Here is a 20,691-nt window from a genome sequence, read left to right as displayed (position 1 = left end):
CCCCGCGTGGCGGCGGGTTGGCTCTGTGACTGACAGAACGATACAATAAAGCGAGATGCAAATGAGCGATGATCTGAAAAGAGAGTTTTGGGACCGGCTGGACGACACCCGCGCGGGGATGTTGATGACCAAGACCGCCCGCGCAGTGCCGGTGACACACTACATCGACGAAGACGACCGCGCCGCCGTATTATGGTTCATCACAGCCAAGGGAACTGACCTCGCAAAGTCTGCAGAGGGCCGCGTGGCTGCGGAATATATCATCGCCAGCAAAGACGAATCTCTTTGGGCGCGGATCGACGGGCATGTCTCTGCCGTGACCAACCCCACCGAACTGGACAAAATCTGGAACGCCATTGCCGGCGCGTGGTTTGAGGATGGTAAGCAAGACCCAGATGTACAGCTGGTGCGTTTTGATCTGACCGAAGCCGAGGTCTGGGCCACTGACGGTGGGTTCAAGTTCCTTTACGAGATCGGCAAGGCGCAACTGACTGGCGGCAAGCCTGATATGGGCAAGCACGGTACGATCCGCTTCTGACCTTATTTGATTTGGGAGATGGTGCTGACCTCTGACCGGACGATCCGTGCACGTTCGTCCAATAGGAATGCCGTGGTCAGCACCCCCCGCCGGTTCTTATCCAAACGGCGTGCAGAGCAGCAATTACGCCATAGTACCCCTAGCCCATTGGGATGACAGCATTTCACGCCTCGGCAGTGCAACCTCAGCGGCTGTCGCTGGGGACCAGTTCATGCGGTGTCGCTGCTTGTCCTGCACCTGCTAAAACCAGCTTTGCCTAGGTGAAGCTGCGCATATGTCGATGCCCCTTAAGCGGCCTTACCGATCAGCCGCTCGATCACCCCCGGCAGATCAGCGAAATCGTTCAAAAGCGCCTCTGGTTCCAGCGCGGCCACATCAGTGCCGCCGGGGCCAAAGGTGACCAGCACACATGGTACCCCTGCCGCGCGCGCGGTCTTCCGGTCGGTATCGGTATCCCCGATCAGCACACATTGCGCCGGGTCGCCGCCCGCGCGCCGCGCGGTTTCAAACAGGTGTTCCGGGTCAGGTTTGCGCACCGCCAGCGTATCGGCCCCAAGCATCGCACCAAATGCATCGCGCACGCCAAGCCGCGTGAGCAGCAGCTCCGCCAAGGCTTCAGGCTTGTTGGTGCAGATCGCAACGCGGTAGCCTGCCGCCTTTAGCGCGGCGACGGCCTCCATCGCGCCGGGATACATGATTGTATGGGTGTCAATGTCGCGACTATAGGCCTCAAGCAGCATCGGATAGTAGCGGTCAATTGTTGCCGCATCATCGGCGCGGCCAAGTTTTTGCATCCCCAGCGTGAGCATCGCGCGCCCGCCGCGCAGCGCGGTCCCTGCATCTTCGGCATGGACCAGCACATCCCCCTCGCCCATGTCGCGGAAACAGGCATTGGCAGCGGCGATCAGATCGCCCGAGGTATCGGCCAAAGTGCCGTCGAGGTCGAAAACGACTGTCTTCATCGGATACTCCTAGGGCGGAACCCCGCCTCTTTAATTGTCACTGTGTTGCAGACCGCAATCTAGTTTGATGGGTGGTGGACTTGCGCCTTTGTGCGAAGCGCGTAAAGAGAATGCAAGCTGAAGGACAAAGAGATTTACATGGATACTGCACTGATCATCCTCGCCGCAGGCAAGGGGACACGGATGAACTCGGACCTGCCAAAGGTTCTGCACCGGGTCGCCTCTGCCCCGATGCTGGAACATGCCATGGCCGCTGGTGCCATGTTGGCGCCGCGCCATACGGTTGTCGTCGCGGGCCACGGGGCGGATCAAGTGCGTGCTGCGGCCACCCTCTTTGATGAGGATGCGCAGGTGGTCGAACAGACCGAACAACTGGGCACGGCCCATGCTGTGGCACAGGCCCGCCCGGCGCTGGAAGGTTTTGATGGCATGGCGTTGGTGCTTTATGGCGACACGCCTTTCGTGCAGCCCGAGACGCTGGAAAAGATGCAAGAAGCGCTGGCCACCCATGATGTGGTCGTTCTGGGCTTCGAGGCCGCTGATCCCGCTCGCTATGGCCGATTGGTGATGCAGGGCGACGCGCTGGAGCGTATCGTCGAGTTCAAAGACGCCTCCCCCGAGGAACGCGCTATCACCCTGTGCAACTCCGGCGTGGTGGCTTGCAAGTCAGACCTGCTGTTCGATCTGATCGACAAGGTCGGCAACGAAAACGCCTCAGAAGAATACTATCTGACGGACATCATCAGCCTTGCCCGTGCCGAAGGCCGCAGCGCCACGGTGGTGACCTGCGCTGAGGCCGAGACCATGGGCGTGAACTCCCGTGCCGATCTTGCCCGTGCCGAGGCGGCGTTCCAATCCCGCGCCCGCGCGCTGCTGATGGAAGACGGCGTGACCCTTATTGCGCCCGAAACAGTCTTCCTCGCTCGCGACACCTATATCGGCCGCGATACGGTGGTGGAGCCGAACGTCGTGTTCGGCCCGAATGTCACTGTCGAATCCGGCACCACGATCCGCGCCTTTTCGCATCTCGAAGGCTGCCATGTCTCGCGCGGCGGCGTTGTCGGGCCTTATGCCCGCCTGCGGCCCGGGGCCGAACTGGCCGAAGATGTGCGGATCGGAAATTTCGTCGAGGTGAAAAACGCGCAGATCGCCGAAGGGGCCAAGGTCAACCATCTGAGCTACATCGGCGATGCGACCATAGGCGCGCGCAGCAACATCGGCGCGGGAACGATCACCTGTAACTATGACGGTGTGATGAAACACCATACAACCATCGGCGCCGGAGCCTTCATCGGCTCCAACACCATGCTGGTTGCGCCGGTCACCATCGGGGACGGTGCAATGACGGGCTCGGGCTCGGTCATCACGTCCGACGTAGAGCCGGAAGCACTGGCTCTGTCACGCGCGCCACAGGTCGAAAAACCCGGCATGGCGCGCAAAATGTTCGAAATTCTAAAGGCCAAAAAGGCAAAAATGCAGAGGGGCAGCTAAAAATGTGTGGAATTGTAGGGGTGCTCGGCAACCACGAAGTTGCGCCGATCCTCGTTGAATCGCTCAAACGTCTTGAATACCGCGGCTATGACAGCGCCGGTATCGCCACCTTAAACGAAGGCAAACTCGACCGTCGTCGGGCCTTGGGCAAGCTGGTGAACCTTTCTGATGCGCTGGTACATGACCCCCTGGCGGGCAAGTCCGGCATCGGCCACACCCGTTGGGCCACCCATGGCGCGCCTAGCGTGAACAATGCGCACCCGCATCAAGCCGGGCCAGTCGCCGTGGTACACAACGGGATCATCGAAAACTTCCGCGAACTGCGGGTGGAATTGGCCGAGCATGGCGTGCAGTCTGTCACAGAGACCGATACCGAAACTGTTGCCCTACTAACCCAGCACCACATGGCCCAGGGCGCAGCCCCTATTGAGGCGGCCAAGCAAACCCTCGCGCGGCTTGAGGGCGCTTTTGCGTTGGCTTTCCTTTTCGATGGGCACGAAGACCTTCTCATCGCCGCGCGCAAAGGCTCGCCCTTGGCCATCGGCTATGGTGAGGGCGAAATGTATGTCGGCAGCGACGCCATCGCGCTGGCCCCGCTGACCAACCGCATCGCCTATCTCGAAGAAGGCGATTGCGCTGTGATCACCCGCACCTCGGTCGAGATCACTGATCGGAACGGCGCGCTGGCCAACCGCGCGATCAAGACTGTGCAGATCGACAGCACCCGCATCGACAAAGCCGGGCACAAACACTTCATGTCGAAGGAAATCGCCGAGCAACCCGGCGTGATTGGTGCGGCTATCGGCCACTATCTGACGCCCGAAGGCCAGATCAATATCAGCACGCAGGATATTGATTTTACGCAGTTTGACCGGATCGTCATGGTGGCTTGCGGCACCGCTTCCTATGCCTGCCTTACCGCCAAATACTGGTTTGAACAAATCGCCCGCCTCCCGGTTGAAGTGGATGTGGCCTCTGAATTCCGCTACCGCGAACCGCCTATCTCGCCGCGCACGCTGGCGGTGTTTGTGAGCCAGTCAGGCGAAACCGCCGATACCCTGGCCGCCTTGCGCTATTGCGAGGGCAAAGCGGCGCGGATCCTATCGGTCGTTAACGTGCCCGAAAGCTCGATCGCCCGCGAAAGCGATCTGGCCCTGCCGATCCATGCTGGTGTCGAAGTCGGCGTAGCCTCGACCAAGGCCTTCACCTGCCAATTGGTTGTGCTTTTCGCCCTCGTCCTCAAGGCCGCGCGTGACCGTGAGACGATCACGGCTGAAGCCTTCGCAGATCATATCTCAAGCCTGCGGGGCTTGCCCGCGATCATCAGCACCGCGCTGGAACAGAACGACACAATGCAAGAGGCCGCGCTCAAGCTGTCTCATGCCCGCGACGTATTGTTCTTGGGTCGGGGGCAGATGTATCCGCTCGCTCTCGAAGGCGCACTTAAACTTAAAGAAATCAGCTATATACACGCCGAAGCTTATGCATCAGGGGAACTGAAGCACGGCCCCATCGCATTGGTCGATGAACATGTGCCTGTGGTGGTCATGGCCCCGCGCGATGCGCTTTTCGACAAAACTGTAAGCAACATGCAAGAAGTCATGGCGCGCAAAGGCAAGGTGATCCTGATCTCGGATTCCAAAGGTCAGGCCGAAGCCAATGATGGCGTTTGGTTCAGCATCGAAATGCCACCGGTGCCTGATGCGCTGGCGCCGATCCTCTATGCCATTCCCGCCCAGTTGCTGGCCTATCACACCGCCGTTGCCAAAGGCACCGATGTAGATCAGCCGCGCAATCTGGCAAAATCGGTGACAGTAGAATGAACTTGGAAACCGCACTTGAAGAGCTTGAAGCACTGGCTAACCCGGCCCGTGCAGAAGAGATGCGCGCCTATCACAAAGCTGACCGCCGCTATCTTGGCCTGACCAACCCGCAGATCGCGGAGCTTGCACAGGCTTGGCGCGAGGCGCTCGACGTTGAGGGGCGCGTCGCTCTGGCCGACGGGTTGTGGCAGTCGGACATCTTCGAAGCGCGCGTCGCTGCTGCCAAATTGCTGACCCAAGCGCGGCTACGGCCCGACGATCAAGCCGCGTGGGCGCTGATTGCCAGTTGGACCGCGGATTTCGACAGTTGGGCGATTGCCGATCATGCCAGTATGGCGGCGCAGAAACGCTTAATGGCCGATCCGACACGTTTGGATGAACTGGAAGAATGGGTTGCCTCTGATCACCTTTGGACGCGGCGCGCGGTGCTGGTTTCGACCCTGCCATGGACCAAGCAGAACAATCCCAGGCCCGAGGAACTCGAAGCCCGCGACCGCATTCTTGGTTGGGCGGCGACGATGGTGCCGGATCACCGGCAGTTCATCCAAAAGGCAATCGGCGCGTGGCTGCGTGACCTGTCCAAACATGACCCCGACCGCACGCGCACCTTTATCGCAGCCCATGGAGAGGCGATGAAACCTGTGGCGGTAAAAGAAGCCCTGCGCCTGCTGAAAAAGTCAGACGGCGCAGGCTAAGACCTCAAACGCGTTTAACTTTCGGCTGACACTTCAACCGTGGTGAGATCAGTCAAAGACGCACCGATCAACCGCAATGCGGGCAGCGACATGCGGCTGCCCGCAGTTGCAGGCCCGTCCAGTGGGATCAACGTCACCGAGGCTGATTTGCCTGTGGTGGGGTTGGTCACCCGGCCGGGCTGCTCGGATCTCACGAGGGGTGTTTTCAACCACAACCCGGGCTCTGTCGCGCTGCCGAGACTGGCCACAGTCGTTCCCAATGTAGCGCCTGCACTGGCTGGGGCGCGGGTGGCCGCTTCGCGTTCTGCGGCGGTTGTCGTATCCAGCGCCTCGGCACTGGCGCCTGAGGTCGCGATCGGAGAGGCGGCAGGCGCAGGGGCCGCGACCTCTGCTTGGGCGTCTACCGATGCCTCCGCTGATGCGGCGGCTGCGGGTGCCTGCTCTGATTGGGCGGTTTCCATCCCAAACCGTTCAGGCAGATTGCTGCAGCCCGCGGTGGCGGCTACGATGAATAGCGGGAGAATAATACGTGTCATGCTGCAAGACTATCTCTGCCCTGCGCCCTTATCAATCGCCCAAATGCCGCTTGCCCCGCACTGGGCGGAGCATTACCTATGACACATGACAGCACCCCTTATTGACCCATTCATGCGCGCGATCACCTATCTGCGCGTCTCCGTCACCGACCGCTGCGATTTTCGCTGCGTATACTGCATGTCGGAAAACATGACCTTTTTGCCTAAAAAGGAATTGCTGACGCTGGAAGAACTGGACCGGCTGTGCAGCAACTTCGTCAACTTGGGCGTTGAAAAACTGCGCATCACGGGTGGAGAGCCTTTGGTGCGCCGGGGGATCATGACCTTCTTTGAGGGGATGAAACGGCACCTCGACAGTGGCGCGCTGAAAGAACTGACGTTGACCACCAATGGCAGCCAGCTGGAACGCTTTGCTGATGACCTTTACGCCGCTGGTGTGCGCCGGGTGAATGTCTCGCTCGACACGCTGGACGAGCAGAAATTCGCGGATATCACCCGCTGGGGCCGCCTCCCGCAGGTGCTGCGCGGGATTGATGCGGCACAACGCGCGGGTCTCAAGATCAAGATCAACGCCGTGGCGCTTAAGGGTTTCAATGAGCCTGAGCTGCCGCGCATCACCGAATGGTGCGCCGAGCGTGGGATTGATCTGACTTGGATCGAAGTCATGCCGATGGGCGATCTGGGCAACGAGGACCGCTTCGGCCAGTTCTGGTCGCTCAAGGATGTGCGCGCGCGCTATGCGGAGCATTACACCGTTACCGATCTGACCGAGCGTACCGGTGGCCCCGCCCGCTATGTGCGGCTGGAAGAGACCGGTCAGAAGATCGGTTTCATCACCCCGCTAAGCCATAATTTCTGCGAAAGCTGCAACCGCGTACGGGTCACTTGCACGGGTGAGATTTTCATGTGTCTGGGGCAAGAAGATGTGGCCGATCTGCGCGCACCGCTGCGCGACCACCCCGATACGGATGTCCCACTGCAAGAGGCGATCCGCGCGGCGATTGACCGCAAGCCCAAGGGGCATGATTTCGACTACTCCCGCCAGCGCGTCGACGGTCAAATGCCGCGCCACATGAGCCATACGGGCGGCTGAGCCCCATGGCTACGCCGCTTCTTTACCGGGCATGGGTCGCGGCAAGCGCTGTGATGCTGCCCATTGCTGGGCGGCAGTCCATGGCCAAACTGCGCCGGGCCGATGTTGACCCGAAACGCGCCCGCGAAAAGCTCGGCCACGCCAGCCAACCGCGCCCCGCGGGCCAGCTGATCTGGTTTCACGCCGCCTCAGTTGGGGAAAGCCTGTCGGTGCTGGCGCTGATAGACCGGATGGGCCGCGCCCTGCCGCAGGCGCATTTTCTGATCACCTCTGGCACCGCGACCTCGGCCCGGCTTGTGGCAAGCCGTCTGCCGCCCCGCACGCTGCACCAATTCGCGCCGCTCGACGCCCCCGGCCCGCTGAAGCGGTTTTTGGACCACTGGCGCCCGGATGCAGCACTTTTCGTCGAAAGCGAACTCTGGCCTCAAATGCTGCGGCGCACCCATGCCCGCGGCACAGCGATGGCGCTGATCAACGCGCGGATGTCGCAACGCTCGATTGAACGGTGGCAAAAGCAGCCCGCGCTGGCGGGGTTCTTGTTCGGCGTCTTTGATCTGATCCTGACCCAGAATGACGCGATGGCGCGGGCAATGGGGACAATCAATGCCCCCGTTGATCGCGTCGCGGCGGGGATAAACCTGAAATCGATGGCTGGCCCCCTGCCGCAGGACGATGACACCGTCGCAGAGGCCCGCAAGGCCTTGGGCAACCGCCCGGTCTGGGTCGCTTCCTCTACCCACCCGGGCGAAGAGAAATCCGTTTTGGAGGCGCATCGGCAATTGCTCAAACGCTTCCCCGATCTCTGCCTCATCCTTGTCCCCCGCCACCCGGAACGCGGTGACGAAGTGGCCGGTCTCATCGCCAGCGCCGGCCTGACCCATGGCCGCCGGACGCGAGGCGACATGCCGCACGAGCAGGTCTATCTGGCTGATACTCTTGGGGAATTGGGCACGTGGTACGCCCTGTCGAACATCGTCTTTCTGGGCGGATCATTGCACCCTATCGGGGGCCATAACCCATATGAGGTCGCACAGGCTGGCGCGATGGTACTGTCTGGCCCCCATGTCACCAATTTCGCCGAAACCTATGCAGAGATGGAGGCCGCAGGCGCGGCACGGCTGATCGCAGGCACGCAGGATTTGGCGGATAGGGTCGCGGATTTGCTCAGCAACGACATCGCCCGCGCCAGTGGTGTGGCCTCGGCCAAAGCCTATGCCGAGGCGCAGACTGACAAGCTCGACAGTATCGCCGAGCGGCTGATCACGGCGCTGCGCTTGCGTGAGAGAGGCCCGGATGCCTGAGCTTTACGTCACCAATTACAACCGCAACTTCACCGGGGTTTCTGCCACAGCGGCCAATGTGATCCGGCAACAGATCACACGCCACGAGATGGCGCTGGTGGGCCAGCCTCTGCCCGGCTGCCCGCCCCCGCTGACCCGCGCGGCGGCTGCGCGGATCACCCGCAATCACCCGCCTGCAGATCATCCCTTTGCCATCTGGCACGTGCGCCGCAATACTGAGATGCGCAGCGCACTCTGGCTGCGCGATGTGCGCCGCGCCAATATCAAAATCGTCTTCACCTCAGCCGCGCAGCGGTTGCATTCGGCCTATCCCCGCTGGCTGATCCGGCAGATAAACGCGGTGATTGCGACGACCGAACGCGCGGCGGAGTTCGTGCCCCATGTGCGCGCTGTAGTCCCCCATGGGGTAGACACCGATGTCTTCTCGCCCGCCACGAACCGGGCGAATGCTTGGGAGCAGCTGGGCTTTGGCGGCACCCATGGCATTGCTACCGTGGGGCGCATTCGGCCCGAGAAAGGCACCGATCTTTTTGTTGAAGCGATGCTGCGACTGCTGCCCGAGCGCCCCGGCGCGGTTGCGCTGGTCATTGGCCGGGCGGGCGGCAAGCATGATGCGTTTCTGACCAAGCTCAAGGCGCAGGTCGAAGCCGCGGGGCTGGCCGACCGCTTGCTCTTTGTCGGAGAATATCCAGCCGCCGACTTGCCGAAACTGATGCGCGCGCTGTCGCTTGTTGTACAACTGCCGCGCTATGAAGGCTACGGGATGGTCCCGCTTGAAGCCCTGGCTTCTGGCGTGCCTTTCGTGGGCAGCGACGCGGGCTATTATGGGGCATTCTCAAACGCGGGCCGCGTAGGCAAAGTGGTGCCACTGGGCGCTGCGGAGGCTGCGGCCCATGCCGCCCTATCCATGCTTGCGCGGGACGACCAAGCCGCCCTGTCAGAGGCCGCGCGCCACTGGGCTGAACAGCGCTTTAGCGCGCGGGCCGAAGCCGACGGGATCGAAGCGGTCTACCGCACGCTTTGGGAGCGCGGCTAACTCCGACGAAAAACGCGCCCCCCGAGGGAGGCGCGCAATTTCTTTATGGGGTATGAAATCAAGCCGCTGGCATCCGCTGCTCGACGATCCCTGCCCACCAGCTACACCCAGCCGGAATAGCCTCATCGTTGAAGTTATATTCCGGGTGGTGCACCGCTGCGGTATCACCGTTGCCAACCAGAATATAAGCGCCGGGGCGCTCTTCGAGCATGAAGGCAAAATCCTCGCCGCCCATGACCAGTGGTGCCTCAACGCAATCGCCGGAGACGGAGCGTGCCACATCGGCAGCAAACTCGGTCTGCTCGTCGTGGTTCACCATGACCGGATAGCCCCGGTGATAGGTCACATTGGCCGTGCCGCCAAAGGTTGCAGCGATGCCGTTGCAAATTTCATTGATGCGTTTTTCAGCCAGGCTGCGAACCTCGGCCGACATTGTCCGCACAGTGCCTTTCATCTGCACACGTTGCGGGATCACGTTGAACGCTTTGGAGGATGTCTCAAACGCGGTGACCGAGACCACGATCTGCTCTACCGGGTCGGCATTGCGCGCGGCGATGGTTTGCAACGCCAGAACGGCCTGTGCTGCCATGACTGTGGTATCAATCGTCTCATGCGGTTTGGCGGCATGGCCCCCGCGGCCTTCGAAGGTGATGTCGAACTGATCGGTCGCGGCAAAGAAAGACCCGGGGCGGATGCCGAAAGAACCTGTGGGCATGCCCGGCCAGTTGTGCATGCCGTAGACCTCTTGAATGCCCCAACGGTCCATCATGCCGTCTTCGCACATTTCGCGACCGCCGCCGCCGCCTTCTTCGGCGGGCTGAAAGATCACCACAACCGTGCCGTCAAAGTTACGGGTCTCAGCCAAATATTGCGCGGCCCCCAGCAGCATGGCGGTGTGGCCGTCATGGCCGCAGGCATGCATCGCGTCGGGGGTTTTCGAGGCATAGTCGAGGCCGGTCTGCTCATTGATCGGCAGCGCGTCCATGTCAGCGCGCAGGCCGACCACCTTGCCCGAGGCGGTGGACTTGCCCTTGATCACACCGACAACACCGGTGCGGCCAATGCCTTCGACGACTTCGTCACAGCCAAAGGCGCGCAGTTTCTCGGCGACGATGCCTGAGGTGCGGTGCGTCTCGAAAAGGATCTCTGGGTTCTCATGCAGGTCGCGGCGCCATGCGGTGATGTCGTCATGCAGTTCGGCAAATCGGTTCTTAACGGCCATTTGGGAAGTATCCTCCGGTTGGGTTTGAGCGCCGCGTTTCATGCATGCGCATTTATCTGAGACATGCTTACGCCCTTGCCAGCCGGTCCTCAACCACCTGCGCGAACCACGAGCAGCCTGCCGGGATCGCAGCATCGTCAAAGTCATATTTTGGGTGGTGCACCGTCGCCCCGTCGCCGTTTCCGATCATAATATAGGCCCCCGGTCGCGCATTGAGCATGTATGAGAAATCTTCGCCGGCCATGATGGGCGGCGTGTCGCGGTCCGTGCCGGGGGTGATCTGATCGGCGGCCTCAGCAGCATAGCGCGTATGCTCGGCGTGGTTGCGGGTGACCGGATAGCCGCGCTGGTAGTCGATCTCGGCACGGCACTGATGCGCCGCGGCGGTCAGGCGGGTGATGTCGTGCAAGCGCTGCTCGGCCAAGTCCCGCACCTCGGGGGCTAGGGTGCGCACCGTGCCGCGCAAAAGCACCTGATGCGGCAGAACGTTATGGCTGTCGGTGTCGCTGCGCAGGGTGCAGACTGAGACAACGACTTGCTTTAGCGGGTCAGTGTTGCGGCTGGCGATGGATTGCAGCGCAATCAGCACATGGGCGGCGGCGAGGTTGGTGTCGATCGCCTCATGCGGGGCAGCAGCATGGCCGCCCTGCCCGGTGAGCGTGATGTTGAATTCATCCGCTGCGGCCAATAGCGCCCCTTCGCGGATCGCAAAATGCCCCGTCGGATGACCCGGCATATTATGCATGCCGTAGACTTCGTCGATGCCCCAGCGGTCCATCAGCCCTTCCTGGACCATGACTTCGCCGCCACCGCCGCCTTCTTCGGCGGGTTGAAATATCAGCACGACACGGCCATCGAAATTGCGTGTTTCGGCGAGGTATTGCGCGGCCCCCAGCAGCATCGCGGTGTGACCGTCATGGCCGCAGGCATGCATCTTGCCGGGGGTTTTCGAGGCATAGGGCAGCCCCGTCGCCTCCATAATCGGGAGCGCGTCCATATCGGCGCGCAGCCCGATGGTGCGGCCCGAGGTGTTGCTCTGCCCTTCGATCACCGCAACGACGCCAGTCAGCGCGATCCCGGTGGTGATGTCGGTGATGCCAAAGCTACGCAGCTTCTCTTCGACGAATTTTGAGGTTTCGGGCAGATGGAACATCAGTTCTGGATGCTCATGCAGGTGGCGCCGCCATCCGGTGATCTCGGCGTGGGTCTCGGCAAAGCGGTTCTTGATCGGCATGGGTTATCCTTTAATAAAATCGGGTCAGATCGCCGGACCGGGATGGATGGGACTGCCATCGCTGAAACGATCGGCGCGGAACCTGTTCAAATCATGCCCCGGCGCATTTCCCATGACCAGAGCCGCCAGCACACGCCCCATCCCCGGCCCGATGCCAAAGCCATGTCCAGACATGCCGGTGCCAATGGTCAGGCCCGGAATTTGCGCACAATGATCCACCACCGGCACGATATCGGGCATTGTGTCGATCATCCCGGCCCATGACGTGCGCGCCGTGATGGGCGGCAGTTCAGGATAAAGGGCTGCGAACTGTTTCAGCACTCTGCGCAGTCGGCGGTGATCGGGCGCGGGGTCAAGAATGCGCATCGCCTCAAAGGGGCTAAGGCTGTCAGCGGCCCAACGGCGGGGGGTTGTCCAAGCGTCGGGAAACCCCTTTGGTGCCGACGCGCGGAGCCGCTGGCCAAACGGGTTGTCGCGCAGTTGCGGCAGGTAATGGCGGAAGGCGCGGAAGGCAGCGGGGCCGATGTACAGGTCCGGAGCCGCCCCCGGCGCGAGCGTATAGCCCCCATCAGCGCGGCGGCGGAAGGCAAGACCAGCCTCGGCCACGGCACCGGCGTGAACTTCGGGCAGCACATTGGTTGCCACGACGGATTCGCGTACCGAAAGTTGTGGCAGGCTGACGCCATGCGCACGTAGAAACAGCGCCGACCATGCTCCGCCGGCGAGCACGACCGCGGCGGTGCGGATCGCCCCCGCTTCGGTCACCACCCCCGCGATGCGGCCAGCGGCAAGGTCGAGCTTGCGCACGGCGCAGTTCTCGATAATCCGCACGCCTTCTTTGACCGCCAAGGCGGCAAGAGCGGGCACCGCGGCCCAAGGCTCGGCGCGCATGTCCGAGGGGGTGACCAGCGCCCCCGCATAGGTCTTGCTCAGCCCCGGGAAGGCAGCGGCAACCTCGCCTGCGTCCATCAGGCGACTGTCGATGCCATTCGCCGCAGCATGGGGCAACCAATCGGCATAGCCCTGCATTTTGGCCTCAGAGCTTGCCAGATAGGTGACACCGGTCTGCTTTAGCCCGATATCGCGGTCCAGTTGCGGGGCCAATTCGCGCCATAGCTTTGCCGCCTCGACCATGATTGGCAGTTCCGCCGGATCGCGCCCCTGCTGGCGAATCCAGCCCCAGTTGCGGCTAGATTGTTCGGCGGCGATGCGCCCCTTTTCCAAAAGCGTGACCTGTTTGCCTGCCCGCGCCAGAAACAGCGCGGTGCAGACGCCGATAACCCCGCCGCCAATCACCACAACCTCGCTCTCGCGTGGTGGGGTGCGGGGATAGCTAGCGGGGCTTGAAAGGGTGATGGGGAAAGTAGACATGGCACGGCCCTTGAACAAAGGCCGCGCGAGCAGCATTAGGCGGCCGAAAAAATTGGCAGATCGTCTTACCGGGTCGCGGGGGCAGTCGGCCCCCGCCCCCGGCTTAGCCTTGTAGGCGGGTCAGCAATTTAAGCATGAAGTCATGGCCTGCCTCAAATTGCGCCACTTCGATGTATTCATTGGGCTGATGCGCCTGCGCGATATCGCCGGGGCCACAGATCACGGCAGAATAGCCCGCCTCCTGAAACTGCCCGGCCTCCGTGCCGTAGCTGACCTTATGGCTCGCGTTGTCGCCGGTGATCTGGCGCGCGATCTGCTCGGCTTCGCCGTCTTTCTCGGGCTGCAATGCGGGCACGTCAAAACGGGTGGAGGTTTCGATGTAGGTTTCAGGCACGATGGCCTGCATCTGCTTTTCGACCTCCCGCACCTTCTTGAGGTAGGCGGTGCCCCACTTGTCTTTGTCTTCGCCCGGCACCACACGGAAATCCATCGCGAACTTGCAGTCTTTCGCTGTGATATTATGCGCCGTGCCGCCTTCGATCACACCGACATGGGCCGTGGTGAAGGGCGGGTCGAACATTGCGGCCGTCTCGGTCGGTTTGGCGGCCATGTTGTCGCTGTTCACGTCATTGGCCCATTCGATCAGCTTGGCCCCCGCCATGATTGCGTTGACGCCGGTGTGCAGCAACGAGGAATGGACTTCGAACCCAACCAGATGCGTGTTGAAACCGATGCCGCCCTTATGGCCGGTCACGGCCTGCATGGTCGATGGCTCGCCCACGATCACGGCAGAGCCTTTCGGCAGCACGCCCTGCATCGCTTGGATCATCGGCGGGGCCCCGGTACAGCCGATCTCTTCGTCGAAGCTCAGCGCGATTTGCAGCGGGCGCTTCACTTCTGCATAATGCGCCTCAACCAGCGTCCAGATCGCCAGCGCATCGAACCCCTTCATGTCGCAGGTGCCGCGTCCGTAATAGCGGCCATCGCGTTCGGTCACGGTGAAAGGATCACTTTCCCACGGCTGGCCATCAATCGGCACCACATCGGTATGGCCCGAAAGCACGACAGCCCCCTCTTCCCACGGGCCCGCATGGGCAAAGAGCGCATGTTTGGGCTGATCGGGATCGACGTAGCGGTAGCTTTCGATCCCGTGCGAGGCAAGGTAGTCGGCCACCCAGTCGATCAGCGGGATATTGGTGTCTCGCGACACGGTGGGAAAGCTGATAAGTTTGGTCATCAACTCAAGCGGGGTCAGGCGTTCGGTCATGGGTGTTCTTTCAATAGCCGCTGTCGGTGATAAGCACATGATGGCCCGGCTCCACCTCTTTATAGATAGAAGGCTCAGGCACATAGGAGGCAGGGTGGATCGGCGATGGAATTGGCTTGAAGTTCAAATCCTTCTCGGACTTGCGCCGGCGAGGGTCGGCGATCGGCACCGCTTTCATCAGCGCTTGAGTATAGGGGTGCTGCGGGTTCTCAAACACCCGCTGGCGCGAACCTAGCTCAACAATGCGGCCCAGATACATGACGCCGACATAGTGGCTTACCCGCTCCACCACCGCCATGTCGTGGCTGATGAAGAGGAACGACAACTCCATCTCGGCCTGAAGCTCCATCATCAGGTTCAGCACCTGCGCCTGCACCGACACGTCGAGCGCCGAGACCGCCTCATCCGCGATGATCAGCTTGGGGTTCAACGCTAGCGCACGGGCGATGGCGACACGCTGACGCTGGCCGCCCGAAAGCTCATGCGGGAAGCGGCGCATGAAGCTGCGCGGCAGTTCGACCCGGTCAAACAGCATTTCGACGCGTTTGGTCACCTCGGCCCCTTTCAGGGTGGCGAAGTTGTGGATCGGCTCGGCCACTTGATCTGACAGCTGCATCTGCGGGTTGAGCGAGGCGAAGGGGTCTTGAAAGATCATCTGCATATCAAGCCGCGCGGTCCGCAGCGCGGACTGGTCTAGCGACATGATGTCGACGCCGTCGAGGTTCACCTCGCCCGACATTGGCTCCACCAGCCGCAAGATCGACCGGCCCGCCGTGGATTTGCCGCAACCGGATTCGCCCACAAGGCTGAGCGTCTGGCCCTTGTTGATGGTAAAGGACAGGTCTTCGACGGCATGAACATTGGCCACGGTGCGGCGCAGGAAGCCGCCCTGCACTGGGAAACGCGTGGTCAGGTTCTTGACCGACAAAAGCACCTCGTCGCGTCCTTTGATCGGCAAGATTTCCTTGTCTTCCGACCCCAGCAGCTTCATCGGCTCTGGGTAGGGCTTGCCCGTCATCTCGCCCAGTTTTGGGACGGCGGCCAGCAGCGCCTTGGTATAGGGGTGCTTGGGGCTCTCGAAAATCTCTTCGACGGTGCCCTCTTCGACCTTCTTGCCGCGGAACATGACGACGACGCGGTCGGCCATCTGCGCCACCACGGCCATGTCGTGGGTGATGAACATGACCGCTGTGCCGGTCTCACGCTTCAGGCGGTCCATGAGTGCCAGGATTTCAGCCTGAATCGTCACATCAAGGGCGGTGGTCGGCTCGTCCGCGATCAGCAAGCGTGGCTCGCAGGCCAGCGCCATGGCGATCACCACACGTTGGCGCATACCGCCCGACAGCTCATGCGGGTACTGCTTTAGCCGCCGCTCGGGTTCGGGGATACGGACCTGTTTCATCAGTTCCAGCGCGCGGGCCTCGGCCTCTTTACGCGACATGTTCAGATGCAGACGCAGGCCTTCGGTCATCTGCTTGCCGATGGTGAACACGGGGTTCAGCGCGGTCATCGGCTCTTGGAAGATCATGCCGATCTCATTGCCGCGAATCTTGCGCATAAGACTGCCGCTGCTGGCCGCCAGATCGAGCTGCCCTTTTTCGCCACGGTCAAAAAGCAGGCGACCGCCTGAAATTTCACCGCCGCCATATTCCACCAGCCGCATCAGCGACAGCGAAGACACCGATTTGCCCGACCCTGATTCTCCGACCACGCAAACCGTCTCTCCGGGGTTGATGTCAAAACTTACGTCTTCGACACCCACAACCGGGCCGTCTTTGGTCTGAAATTCGACGCGGAGGCCCTGAATTCGGGCGATTGGCGCCCCGCTTGTGTGATCCAGCATCTGTTTCCCTGTTATTTTTATTGGCGCAGATTTTGCCTGACGCTACGGCGAATGCCATGAGACTGTCAAACCTGACAGGCGGGCTTTGCGCTTTGTCATAAATGCGCCACGTCCGCCCTTGCAATTTTTGGGAAACCTGTTTCGATACGGCTCACGCGGTTTGGAAAGAGCGCTTCGATCACAGGTTGAATATTGCCTGTTTTGGCATGTTTAGCGGGTGAAGTTCATGTACTTTCCAGAACGACAACAAAAAGGCGGGGCTAATCCCGTCCACTAAATGCGGCACGCCCACGTGTCCAACATGGAGTAAGATATGAAACTGAAGACCCTATTGATGGGGGCTGTCGCATCGACTGCGTTTGCCCCTATGGCCTTTGCCGAAGCCCATGAGGGCGAGCGCGGCCGGGACGGTGAAGTCAAAATCATCTATTGGCAGGCACCCTCGATCCTGAACCCTTATCTGTCGAGCGGCACAAAGGACGTTGAAGCCTCTTCGCTGATCCTCGAACCCCTTGGTCGTTATGACGAAAACGGCGCGCTGGTCCCCTATTTGGCGACAGAGATCCCCACGCTGGAAAACGGCGGCGTGAGCGAAGACCTCAAGACCATTACCTGGAAACTGAAAGACGGGTTGGTTTGGTCCGATGGCTCCCCCGTCACCGCCAACGACGTTAAGTTCACTGCAGACTACTGCATGAACCCCGAAGGCGGCTGCGCGCAGCTGGCCAAATTCGAAGGTGTGTCCTCCGTTGACGTGGTCGACGACCAGACCGTCAAAGTGACCTTCTCCGAGCCGATGCCAAACCCTTACGGCCCCTTCATGGGCGGCCAATCCCCCATTATTCAGGCGGCACAGTTTGCGGATTGTACCGGCGCCAAAGCGCCCGAGTGTACCGAAGCGAACTTCAACCCCATCGGCACTGGCCCCTTCACTGTCACCGAATTCCGTCCCAATGACGTGATTACCATGGCTGCCAACGAAAACTTCCGCGATGCGGGCAAGCCTGCCTTTGCCACGCTAACCTTTAAAGGTGGCGGCGACGCGACCGCCGCGGGCCGTGCAGTGATGGAAACAGGCGAGTTTGACTACGCTTGGAACCTGCAGCTGGCACCCGATGTCATCTCGAAAATGGCCGAAGGCGGCAAAGGGACACCGATCTCGGCTTTCGGTACGTTGGTTGAGCGTCTCGAGCTGAACATGACCGACGCCTCGCCAGACCTGCCGGAGGGTGAGCGCGCCACAGCCAAACACCCGCACCCGATCCTGAGCGATGAGAAAGTGCGCCGCGCGCTTTCCATGGCGATTGACCGCGAACTGCTGGTCGAAGTGGGCTACGGCCAAGCGGGCCGCGCCACCTGCAACATGGTGCCCGCACCAGAGCTTTATGCATCGGACAACACCGACTGTCTGACCCAAGACATCGAAGGTGCAAAGGCGCTTCTGGACGAAGCGGGCTGGACCGACAGCGATGGCGACGGTGTGCGGGACAAGGACGGCAAAAAGCTGGCCCTGCTCTACCAGACCTCGACCAACGCCGTGCGTCAGGATTTCCAAGCGCTGATCAAAGATTGGTGGAGCCAGATCGGTGTTGAAACCGAACTGCGCAACATCGACTCTTCGGTCTTCTTTGGAGGTGATCCCGGTTCGACCGACACGTTCCAGCGTTTCTATGCAGACGTGGAAATGTACGCCAACAACTTCGATGGCACCGACCCGCAAAGCTACCTCGCTCAGCGGACCTGCGCCAAATTCCCAAGCCCGGAATCGCAGTGGCAGGGTGAGAACATCAACCGCTTCTGCGACGAAGAGTATGACGCGATGGTGGCCGAACTGGGCCGCACCGGCGAAATGGAAAAGCGCGGCGAGCTGGCCAAAAAGCTGAACGACATGCTGACCAAAGACAGCTATTCGATCCTGCCGCTGGTTGACCGTGGTCGCGTTTCGGCTGCTGCCAACACCCTCGGTGGCGTCGTGCTGAACACATGGGATTCCGAGTTGTGGAATGTCGCTGATTGGTACCGCAAGGCAGAGTAACATAGGACGGAGGCGTGTGATAGAGCGCCTCCCTCCACCGACCTTCGGGGGTGTGCGCCATCCGCACGCCCCCTTTCGCCCCCACCCCCTCACAGACTGACTTACAAAGGCGACGCCCATGTTGACCTTCACCATCCGACGACTGTTTTTGTCGATCCCGACGCTTTTGTTTATCAGCCTGGTGATTTTCCTGCTGCTACAACTCGCCCCCGGCGACCCGATGGCCCAAGTGCCCCTCACGGTCCCGCCTGAGGTGAAAGAGAAGATGCGCGAGGCGCTTGGCCTTGGGCAACCGATCTATATCCAATATTGGAAATGGCTGGTTCAGGTCTTCTGGATCGAGCCGCAGGTTTTCATCGACTACCTCACGAACCGTTCTGCCCTGTTTAGCTGGCTGCCCGACACCAACTTGTCTGACGGCAAGCTGCGCGTGATCTCTTGGCAAACCCGTTCGCCAGTGATGGATATCGTAATCCAGCGAATGCCGCAGACCCTTTGGGTCGTGGGGCTGGCCTATATCGTCGGCATCGTCATCGCCATTCCGATCGGCATCTACTCGGCCTACCGGCACTACTCGGTCTTTGATCAAGCTGGTACCTTCATCACCATGATCGGCTTTTCGATCCCGCCGTTCTTTACCGGGCCGCTGCTGATCGTGATCTTTTCGGTCTATCTGGGCTGGCTACCGTCAATCTATGACACGACCCATGTGGTGAATGACTGGGCCAGCTTTAAGGTGCAATTCATGCAGATGATCATGCCTGTAATGGTGCTGGCGCTGCAAACCACGGCGCAAATCAGCCGCTACATGCGGGGCGCGATGCTCGACAACCTGAACCAAGACTACGTCCGCACCGCCCGCGCTAAGGGGCTTAAGGAAAGCGTTGTCGTCATGGTGCATGTGTTGCGCAACTCAATGATCCCGGTGGTCACCATCATCGCGCTTGGCATGCCTGCCATCTTCGGCGGGGCAATCATCACCGAGAACGTCTTCAAGGTGAATGGCATCGGCCAGCTGCTGCTAACCGCCCTGCGCGCCAATGACCTGCCGATGGTCATGACCCTGACCTTCATTTTTGCGGTGTTGATCGTTCTATTTAACCTGATCGCAGATATCCTGTACGGCCTGCTTGACCCGAGGATCCGTTATGACTGAGCAACCCATCCCCGCCAGCCCAATCGAAGCCGATCTGGAGTTTATGAAAGCCCTGCAGGACAAGGGCCCGCAGAAGCCACCGCGCAGTCAGTGGCGCGATGTCTGGGATCAGTTTCGCAAGCACAAGGGCGCGCTTTTTGGTGGATCGTTCCTGATCTTCATCACGCTTGCGGTGATCTTTGGCCCCTATATCTGGGACATCGACGCCAAGAAGCTGGACATCCGCAACAAGGACTGGCGGCCGATCTACACGCTGCTGTGGGATGGCGAGGCTAAGGCAGGTTGGATTCATCCTTTTGGGACCGACCAGCTGGGCCGCGACATCCTTGCGCAGATGCTTTTTGGCGGGCGCGTCTCGATGGCCGTGGGCTGGATGGCCATGGCGCTGGCGCTGCTGATCGGCACCGCGGTCGGTGTGCTTTCGGGCTTTTTCAAGCGGATGGACTTTTGGCTCATGCGTTTTACCGACCTGATCCTCAGCCTGCCGATCTTGCCATTGGTGCTGCTGGCAGTAACACTCTTTGGTCAGCCGCTGCGCTCGCAGTTTGGGCCTGAGGGCGGCATGTTCATCCTGATCGTCTCGGTCATCAGCCTGACCTCTTGGATGCAGACCGCGCGGATCGTGCGGGGTGATATTCTCGCGCTGAAAGAGCGCGAGTTCATCCTCGCCGCCCGCTCCATCGGCACCACACCGGGCAAGATCATTCGCCGCCACCTGCTGCCCAACGTCGTGTCGCCTATCATGGTTTCGGCCACGCTTGGCCTTGCCACGGCGATCATCACCGAAAGCGCGCTGAGCTTTCTTGGCGTCGGCTTCCCATCGGACTTCCCAACATGGGGCAAGCAGCTGGCCGATGCAGTCGACCGGATGCAGGAGTTCCCCGAGCGGGTGATGCTGCCGGGAATCGCCATCTCGCTGACCGTGCTGGCGGTGAACTACCTTGGTGACGGGCTGCGCGACGCGCTTGATCCGCGTATCCGTGGCCGCTGAGTTGAAATAAGGACCGACCGGCCCCCGTCCATCGCGTCGGGGGCCGGTTGTTTCGCGCACCCTGCTATGGGGTGAACAGCGTCGCCCATTTCCCCAT

At 61.1% G+C, this 20,691-nt stretch carries 17 protein-coding genes; 10 read left to right on the top strand and 7 right to left on the bottom strand.

The genetic code is table 11. The features are described 5' to 3' along the window. Nucleotides 1–61 precede the first annotated feature (61 nt). Entirely contained in the window at nt 62–538 is a 477-nt protein-coding gene (locus tag DSM14862_RS05720) for a pyridoxamine 5'-phosphate oxidase family protein (RefSeq protein WP_007119478.1), read from the top strand. Between the two features lie 287 nt (nt 539–825). On the opposite strand, the gene DSM14862_RS05715 is transcribed toward DSM14862_RS05720, so the two are convergent. Next, a complete protein-coding gene (locus DSM14862_RS05715) occupies nt 826–1,500 on the bottom strand; it encodes an HAD-IIIA family hydrolase (protein WP_007119477.1) in 675 nt (224 codons plus the stop codon). Between the two features lie 138 nt (nt 1,501–1,638). Here DSM14862_RS05715 and glmU point away from each other — a divergent pair, with 138 nt between their 5' ends. From glmU to DSM14862_RS05700, 3 genes are read left to right on the top strand one after another with little or no spacing between them, the layout of a single operon-like run. Next, nucleotides 1,639–2,991 (top strand): bifunctional UDP-N-acetylglucosamine diphosphorylase/glucosamine-1-phosphate N-acetyltransferase GlmU, encoded by a 1,353-nt coding sequence (gene glmU, locus DSM14862_RS05710; protein ID WP_007119476.1) that lies wholly within the window; start codon nt 1,639–1,641, stop codon nt 2,989–2,991. 2 nt (nt 2,992–2,993) lie between these two features. Continuing rightward, nucleotides 2,994–4,814 carry a glutamine--fructose-6-phosphate transaminase (isomerizing) gene (gene glmS, locus DSM14862_RS05705; protein WP_040701002.1) on the top strand — a complete coding sequence of 607 codons (1,821 nt, stop codon included), beginning with the start codon at nt 2,994–2,996 and terminating at the stop codon, nt 4,812–4,814. Further along, nucleotides 4,811–5,509 carry a DNA alkylation repair protein gene (locus tag DSM14862_RS05700; RefSeq protein ID WP_007119474.1) on the top strand — a complete coding sequence of 233 codons (699 nt, stop codon included), beginning with the start codon at nt 4,811–4,813 and terminating at the stop codon, nt 5,507–5,509. Before glmS ends, DSM14862_RS05700 begins: the two co-directional genes overlap by 4 nt. 14 nt (nt 5,510–5,523) lie before the next feature. Here the strand turns inward: DSM14862_RS05700 and DSM14862_RS05695 are convergent, their stop codons facing one another. Continuing rightward, on the bottom strand, nt 5,524–6,045 hold the full coding sequence (locus DSM14862_RS05695) for a hypothetical protein (protein ID WP_007119473.1): 522 nt from the start codon (nt 6,043–6,045) through the stop codon (nt 5,524–5,526). Between the two features lie 85 nt (nt 6,046–6,130). Here DSM14862_RS05695 and moaA point away from each other — a divergent pair, with 85 nt between their 5' ends. From moaA to DSM14862_RS05680, 3 genes are read left to right on the top strand one after another with little or no spacing between them, the layout of a single operon-like run. Next, on the top strand, nt 6,131–7,138 hold the full coding sequence (gene moaA, locus DSM14862_RS05690) for a GTP 3',8-cyclase MoaA (protein WP_007119472.1): 1,008 nt from the start codon (nt 6,131–6,133) through the stop codon (nt 7,136–7,138). Between the two features lie 5 nt (nt 7,139–7,143). After that, nucleotides 7,144–8,439, top strand: a complete 1,296-nt coding sequence (locus DSM14862_RS05685) for a 3-deoxy-D-manno-octulosonic acid transferase (protein ID WP_007119471.1) — start codon at nt 7,144–7,146, stop codon at nt 8,437–8,439. Next, nucleotides 8,432–9,475: a glycosyltransferase family 4 protein gene (locus tag DSM14862_RS05680; protein WP_007119470.1), complete on the top strand. Its 1,044-nt coding sequence runs from the start codon at nt 8,432–8,434 to the stop codon at nt 9,473–9,475. The genes DSM14862_RS05685 and DSM14862_RS05680 overlap by 8 nt, the downstream gene beginning before the upstream one ends. A gap of 58 nt (nt 9,476–9,533) precedes the next feature. On the opposite strand, the gene DSM14862_RS05675 is transcribed toward DSM14862_RS05680, so the two are convergent. From DSM14862_RS05675 to DSM14862_RS05655, 5 genes are all read right to left on the bottom strand, one after another. Continuing rightward, nucleotides 9,534–10,697: a M20 aminoacylase family protein gene (locus DSM14862_RS05675; protein ID WP_007119469.1), complete on the bottom strand. Its 1,164-nt coding sequence runs from the start codon at nt 10,695–10,697 to the stop codon at nt 9,534–9,536. A gap of 67 nt (nt 10,698–10,764) precedes the next feature. Then, on the bottom strand, nt 10,765–11,931 hold the full coding sequence (locus DSM14862_RS05670) for a M20 aminoacylase family protein (RefSeq protein ID WP_007119468.1): 1,167 nt from the start codon (nt 11,929–11,931) through the stop codon (nt 10,765–10,767). Between the two features lie 24 nt (nt 11,932–11,955). Next, nucleotides 11,956–13,302 carry an NAD(P)/FAD-dependent oxidoreductase gene (locus tag DSM14862_RS05665; RefSeq protein ID WP_040701103.1) on the bottom strand — a complete coding sequence of 449 codons (1,347 nt, stop codon included), beginning with the start codon at nt 13,300–13,302 and terminating at the stop codon, nt 11,956–11,958. 103 nt (nt 13,303–13,405) lie between these two features. Beyond that, entirely contained in the window at nt 13,406–14,569 is a 1,164-nt protein-coding gene (argE, locus tag DSM14862_RS05660) for an acetylornithine deacetylase (RefSeq protein WP_007119466.1), read from the bottom strand. 10 nt (nt 14,570–14,579) lie between these two features. Then, a complete protein-coding gene (locus tag DSM14862_RS05655; protein ID WP_007119465.1) occupies nt 14,580–16,412 on the bottom strand; it encodes an ABC transporter ATP-binding protein in 1,833 nt (610 codons plus the stop codon). Nucleotides 16,413–16,725: 313 nt separating this feature from the next. On the opposite strand from DSM14862_RS05655, the gene DSM14862_RS05650 reads away from it, so the two are divergent. The 3 genes from DSM14862_RS05650 (at nt 16,726) to DSM14862_RS05640 (ending at nt 20,594) form a co-directional block, all read left to right on the top strand. Next, a complete protein-coding gene (locus tag DSM14862_RS05650) occupies nt 16,726–18,447 on the top strand; it encodes a peptide ABC transporter substrate-binding protein (RefSeq protein ID WP_007119464.1) in 1,722 nt (573 codons plus the stop codon). A gap of 118 nt (nt 18,448–18,565) precedes the next feature. After that, nucleotides 18,566–19,603 (top strand): ABC transporter permease, encoded by a 1,038-nt coding sequence (locus DSM14862_RS05645; protein ID WP_007119463.1) that lies wholly within the window; start codon nt 18,566–18,568, stop codon nt 19,601–19,603. Next, nucleotides 19,596–20,594, top strand: coding sequence for an ABC transporter permease (locus tag DSM14862_RS05640; protein WP_007119462.1), 999 nt, complete (start codon nt 19,596–19,598; stop codon nt 20,592–20,594). The genes DSM14862_RS05645 and DSM14862_RS05640 overlap by 8 nt, the downstream gene beginning before the upstream one ends. The last annotated feature ends 97 nt before the right edge of the window (nt 20,595–20,691 follow it).

The sequence above is a fragment of the Sulfitobacter indolifex genome (assembly GCF_022788655.1).
In the GTDB taxonomy this organism is placed as follows: Bacteria; Pseudomonadota; Alphaproteobacteria; order Rhodobacterales; family Rhodobacteraceae; genus Sulfitobacter; species Sulfitobacter indolifex.
This window is presented reverse-complemented; position numbering and strand designations above follow the sequence as displayed.

Bases quoted from the DNA above. Each gene is read 5' to 3' on its own strand.
- DSM14862_RS05720 (WP_007119478.1), top strand. From the start codon at position 62: ATGAGCGATGATCTGAAAAGAGAGTTTTGGGACCGGCTGGACGACACC.
- DSM14862_RS05715 (WP_007119477.1), bottom strand. From the start codon at position 1,500: ATGAAGACAGTCGTTTTCGACCTCGACGGCACTTTGGCCGATACCTCG.
- glmU (WP_007119476.1), top strand. From the start codon at position 1,639: ATGGATACTGCACTGATCATCCTCGCCGCAGGCAAGGGGACACGGATG.
- glmS (WP_040701002.1), top strand. From the start codon at position 2,994: ATGTGTGGAATTGTAGGGGTGCTCGGCAACCACGAAGTTGCGCCGATC.
- DSM14862_RS05700 (WP_007119474.1), top strand. From the start codon at position 4,811: ATGAACTTGGAAACCGCACTTGAAGAGCTTGAAGCACTGGCTAACCCG.
- DSM14862_RS05695 (WP_007119473.1), bottom strand. From the start codon at position 6,045: ATGACACGTATTATTCTCCCGCTATTCATCGTAGCCGCCACCGCGGGC.
- moaA (WP_007119472.1), top strand. From the start codon at position 6,131: ATGACAGCACCCCTTATTGACCCATTCATGCGCGCGATCACCTATCTG.
- DSM14862_RS05685 (WP_007119471.1), top strand. From the start codon at position 7,144: ATGGCTACGCCGCTTCTTTACCGGGCATGGGTCGCGGCAAGCGCTGTG.
- DSM14862_RS05680 (WP_007119470.1), top strand. From the start codon at position 8,432: ATGCCTGAGCTTTACGTCACCAATTACAACCGCAACTTCACCGGGGTT.
- DSM14862_RS05675 (WP_007119469.1), bottom strand. From the start codon at position 10,697: ATGGCCGTTAAGAACCGATTTGCCGAACTGCATGACGACATCACCGCA.
- DSM14862_RS05670 (WP_007119468.1), bottom strand. From the start codon at position 11,931: ATGCCGATCAAGAACCGCTTTGCCGAGACCCACGCCGAGATCACCGGA.
- DSM14862_RS05665 (WP_040701103.1), bottom strand. From the start codon at position 13,302: ATGTCTACTTTCCCCATCACCCTTTCAAGCCCCGCTAGCTATCCCCGC.
- argE (WP_007119466.1), bottom strand. From the start codon at position 14,569: ATGACCGAACGCCTGACCCCGCTTGAGTTGATGACCAAACTTATCAGC.
- DSM14862_RS05655 (WP_007119465.1), bottom strand. From the start codon at position 16,412: ATGCTGGATCACACAAGCGGGGCGCCAATCGCCCGAATTCAGGGCCTC.
- DSM14862_RS05650 (WP_007119464.1), top strand. From the start codon at position 16,726: ATGAAACTGAAGACCCTATTGATGGGGGCTGTCGCATCGACTGCGTTT.
- DSM14862_RS05645 (WP_007119463.1), top strand. From the start codon at position 18,566: ATGTTGACCTTCACCATCCGACGACTGTTTTTGTCGATCCCGACGCTT.
- DSM14862_RS05640 (WP_007119462.1), top strand. From the start codon at position 19,596: ATGACTGAGCAACCCATCCCCGCCAGCCCAATCGAAGCCGATCTGGAG.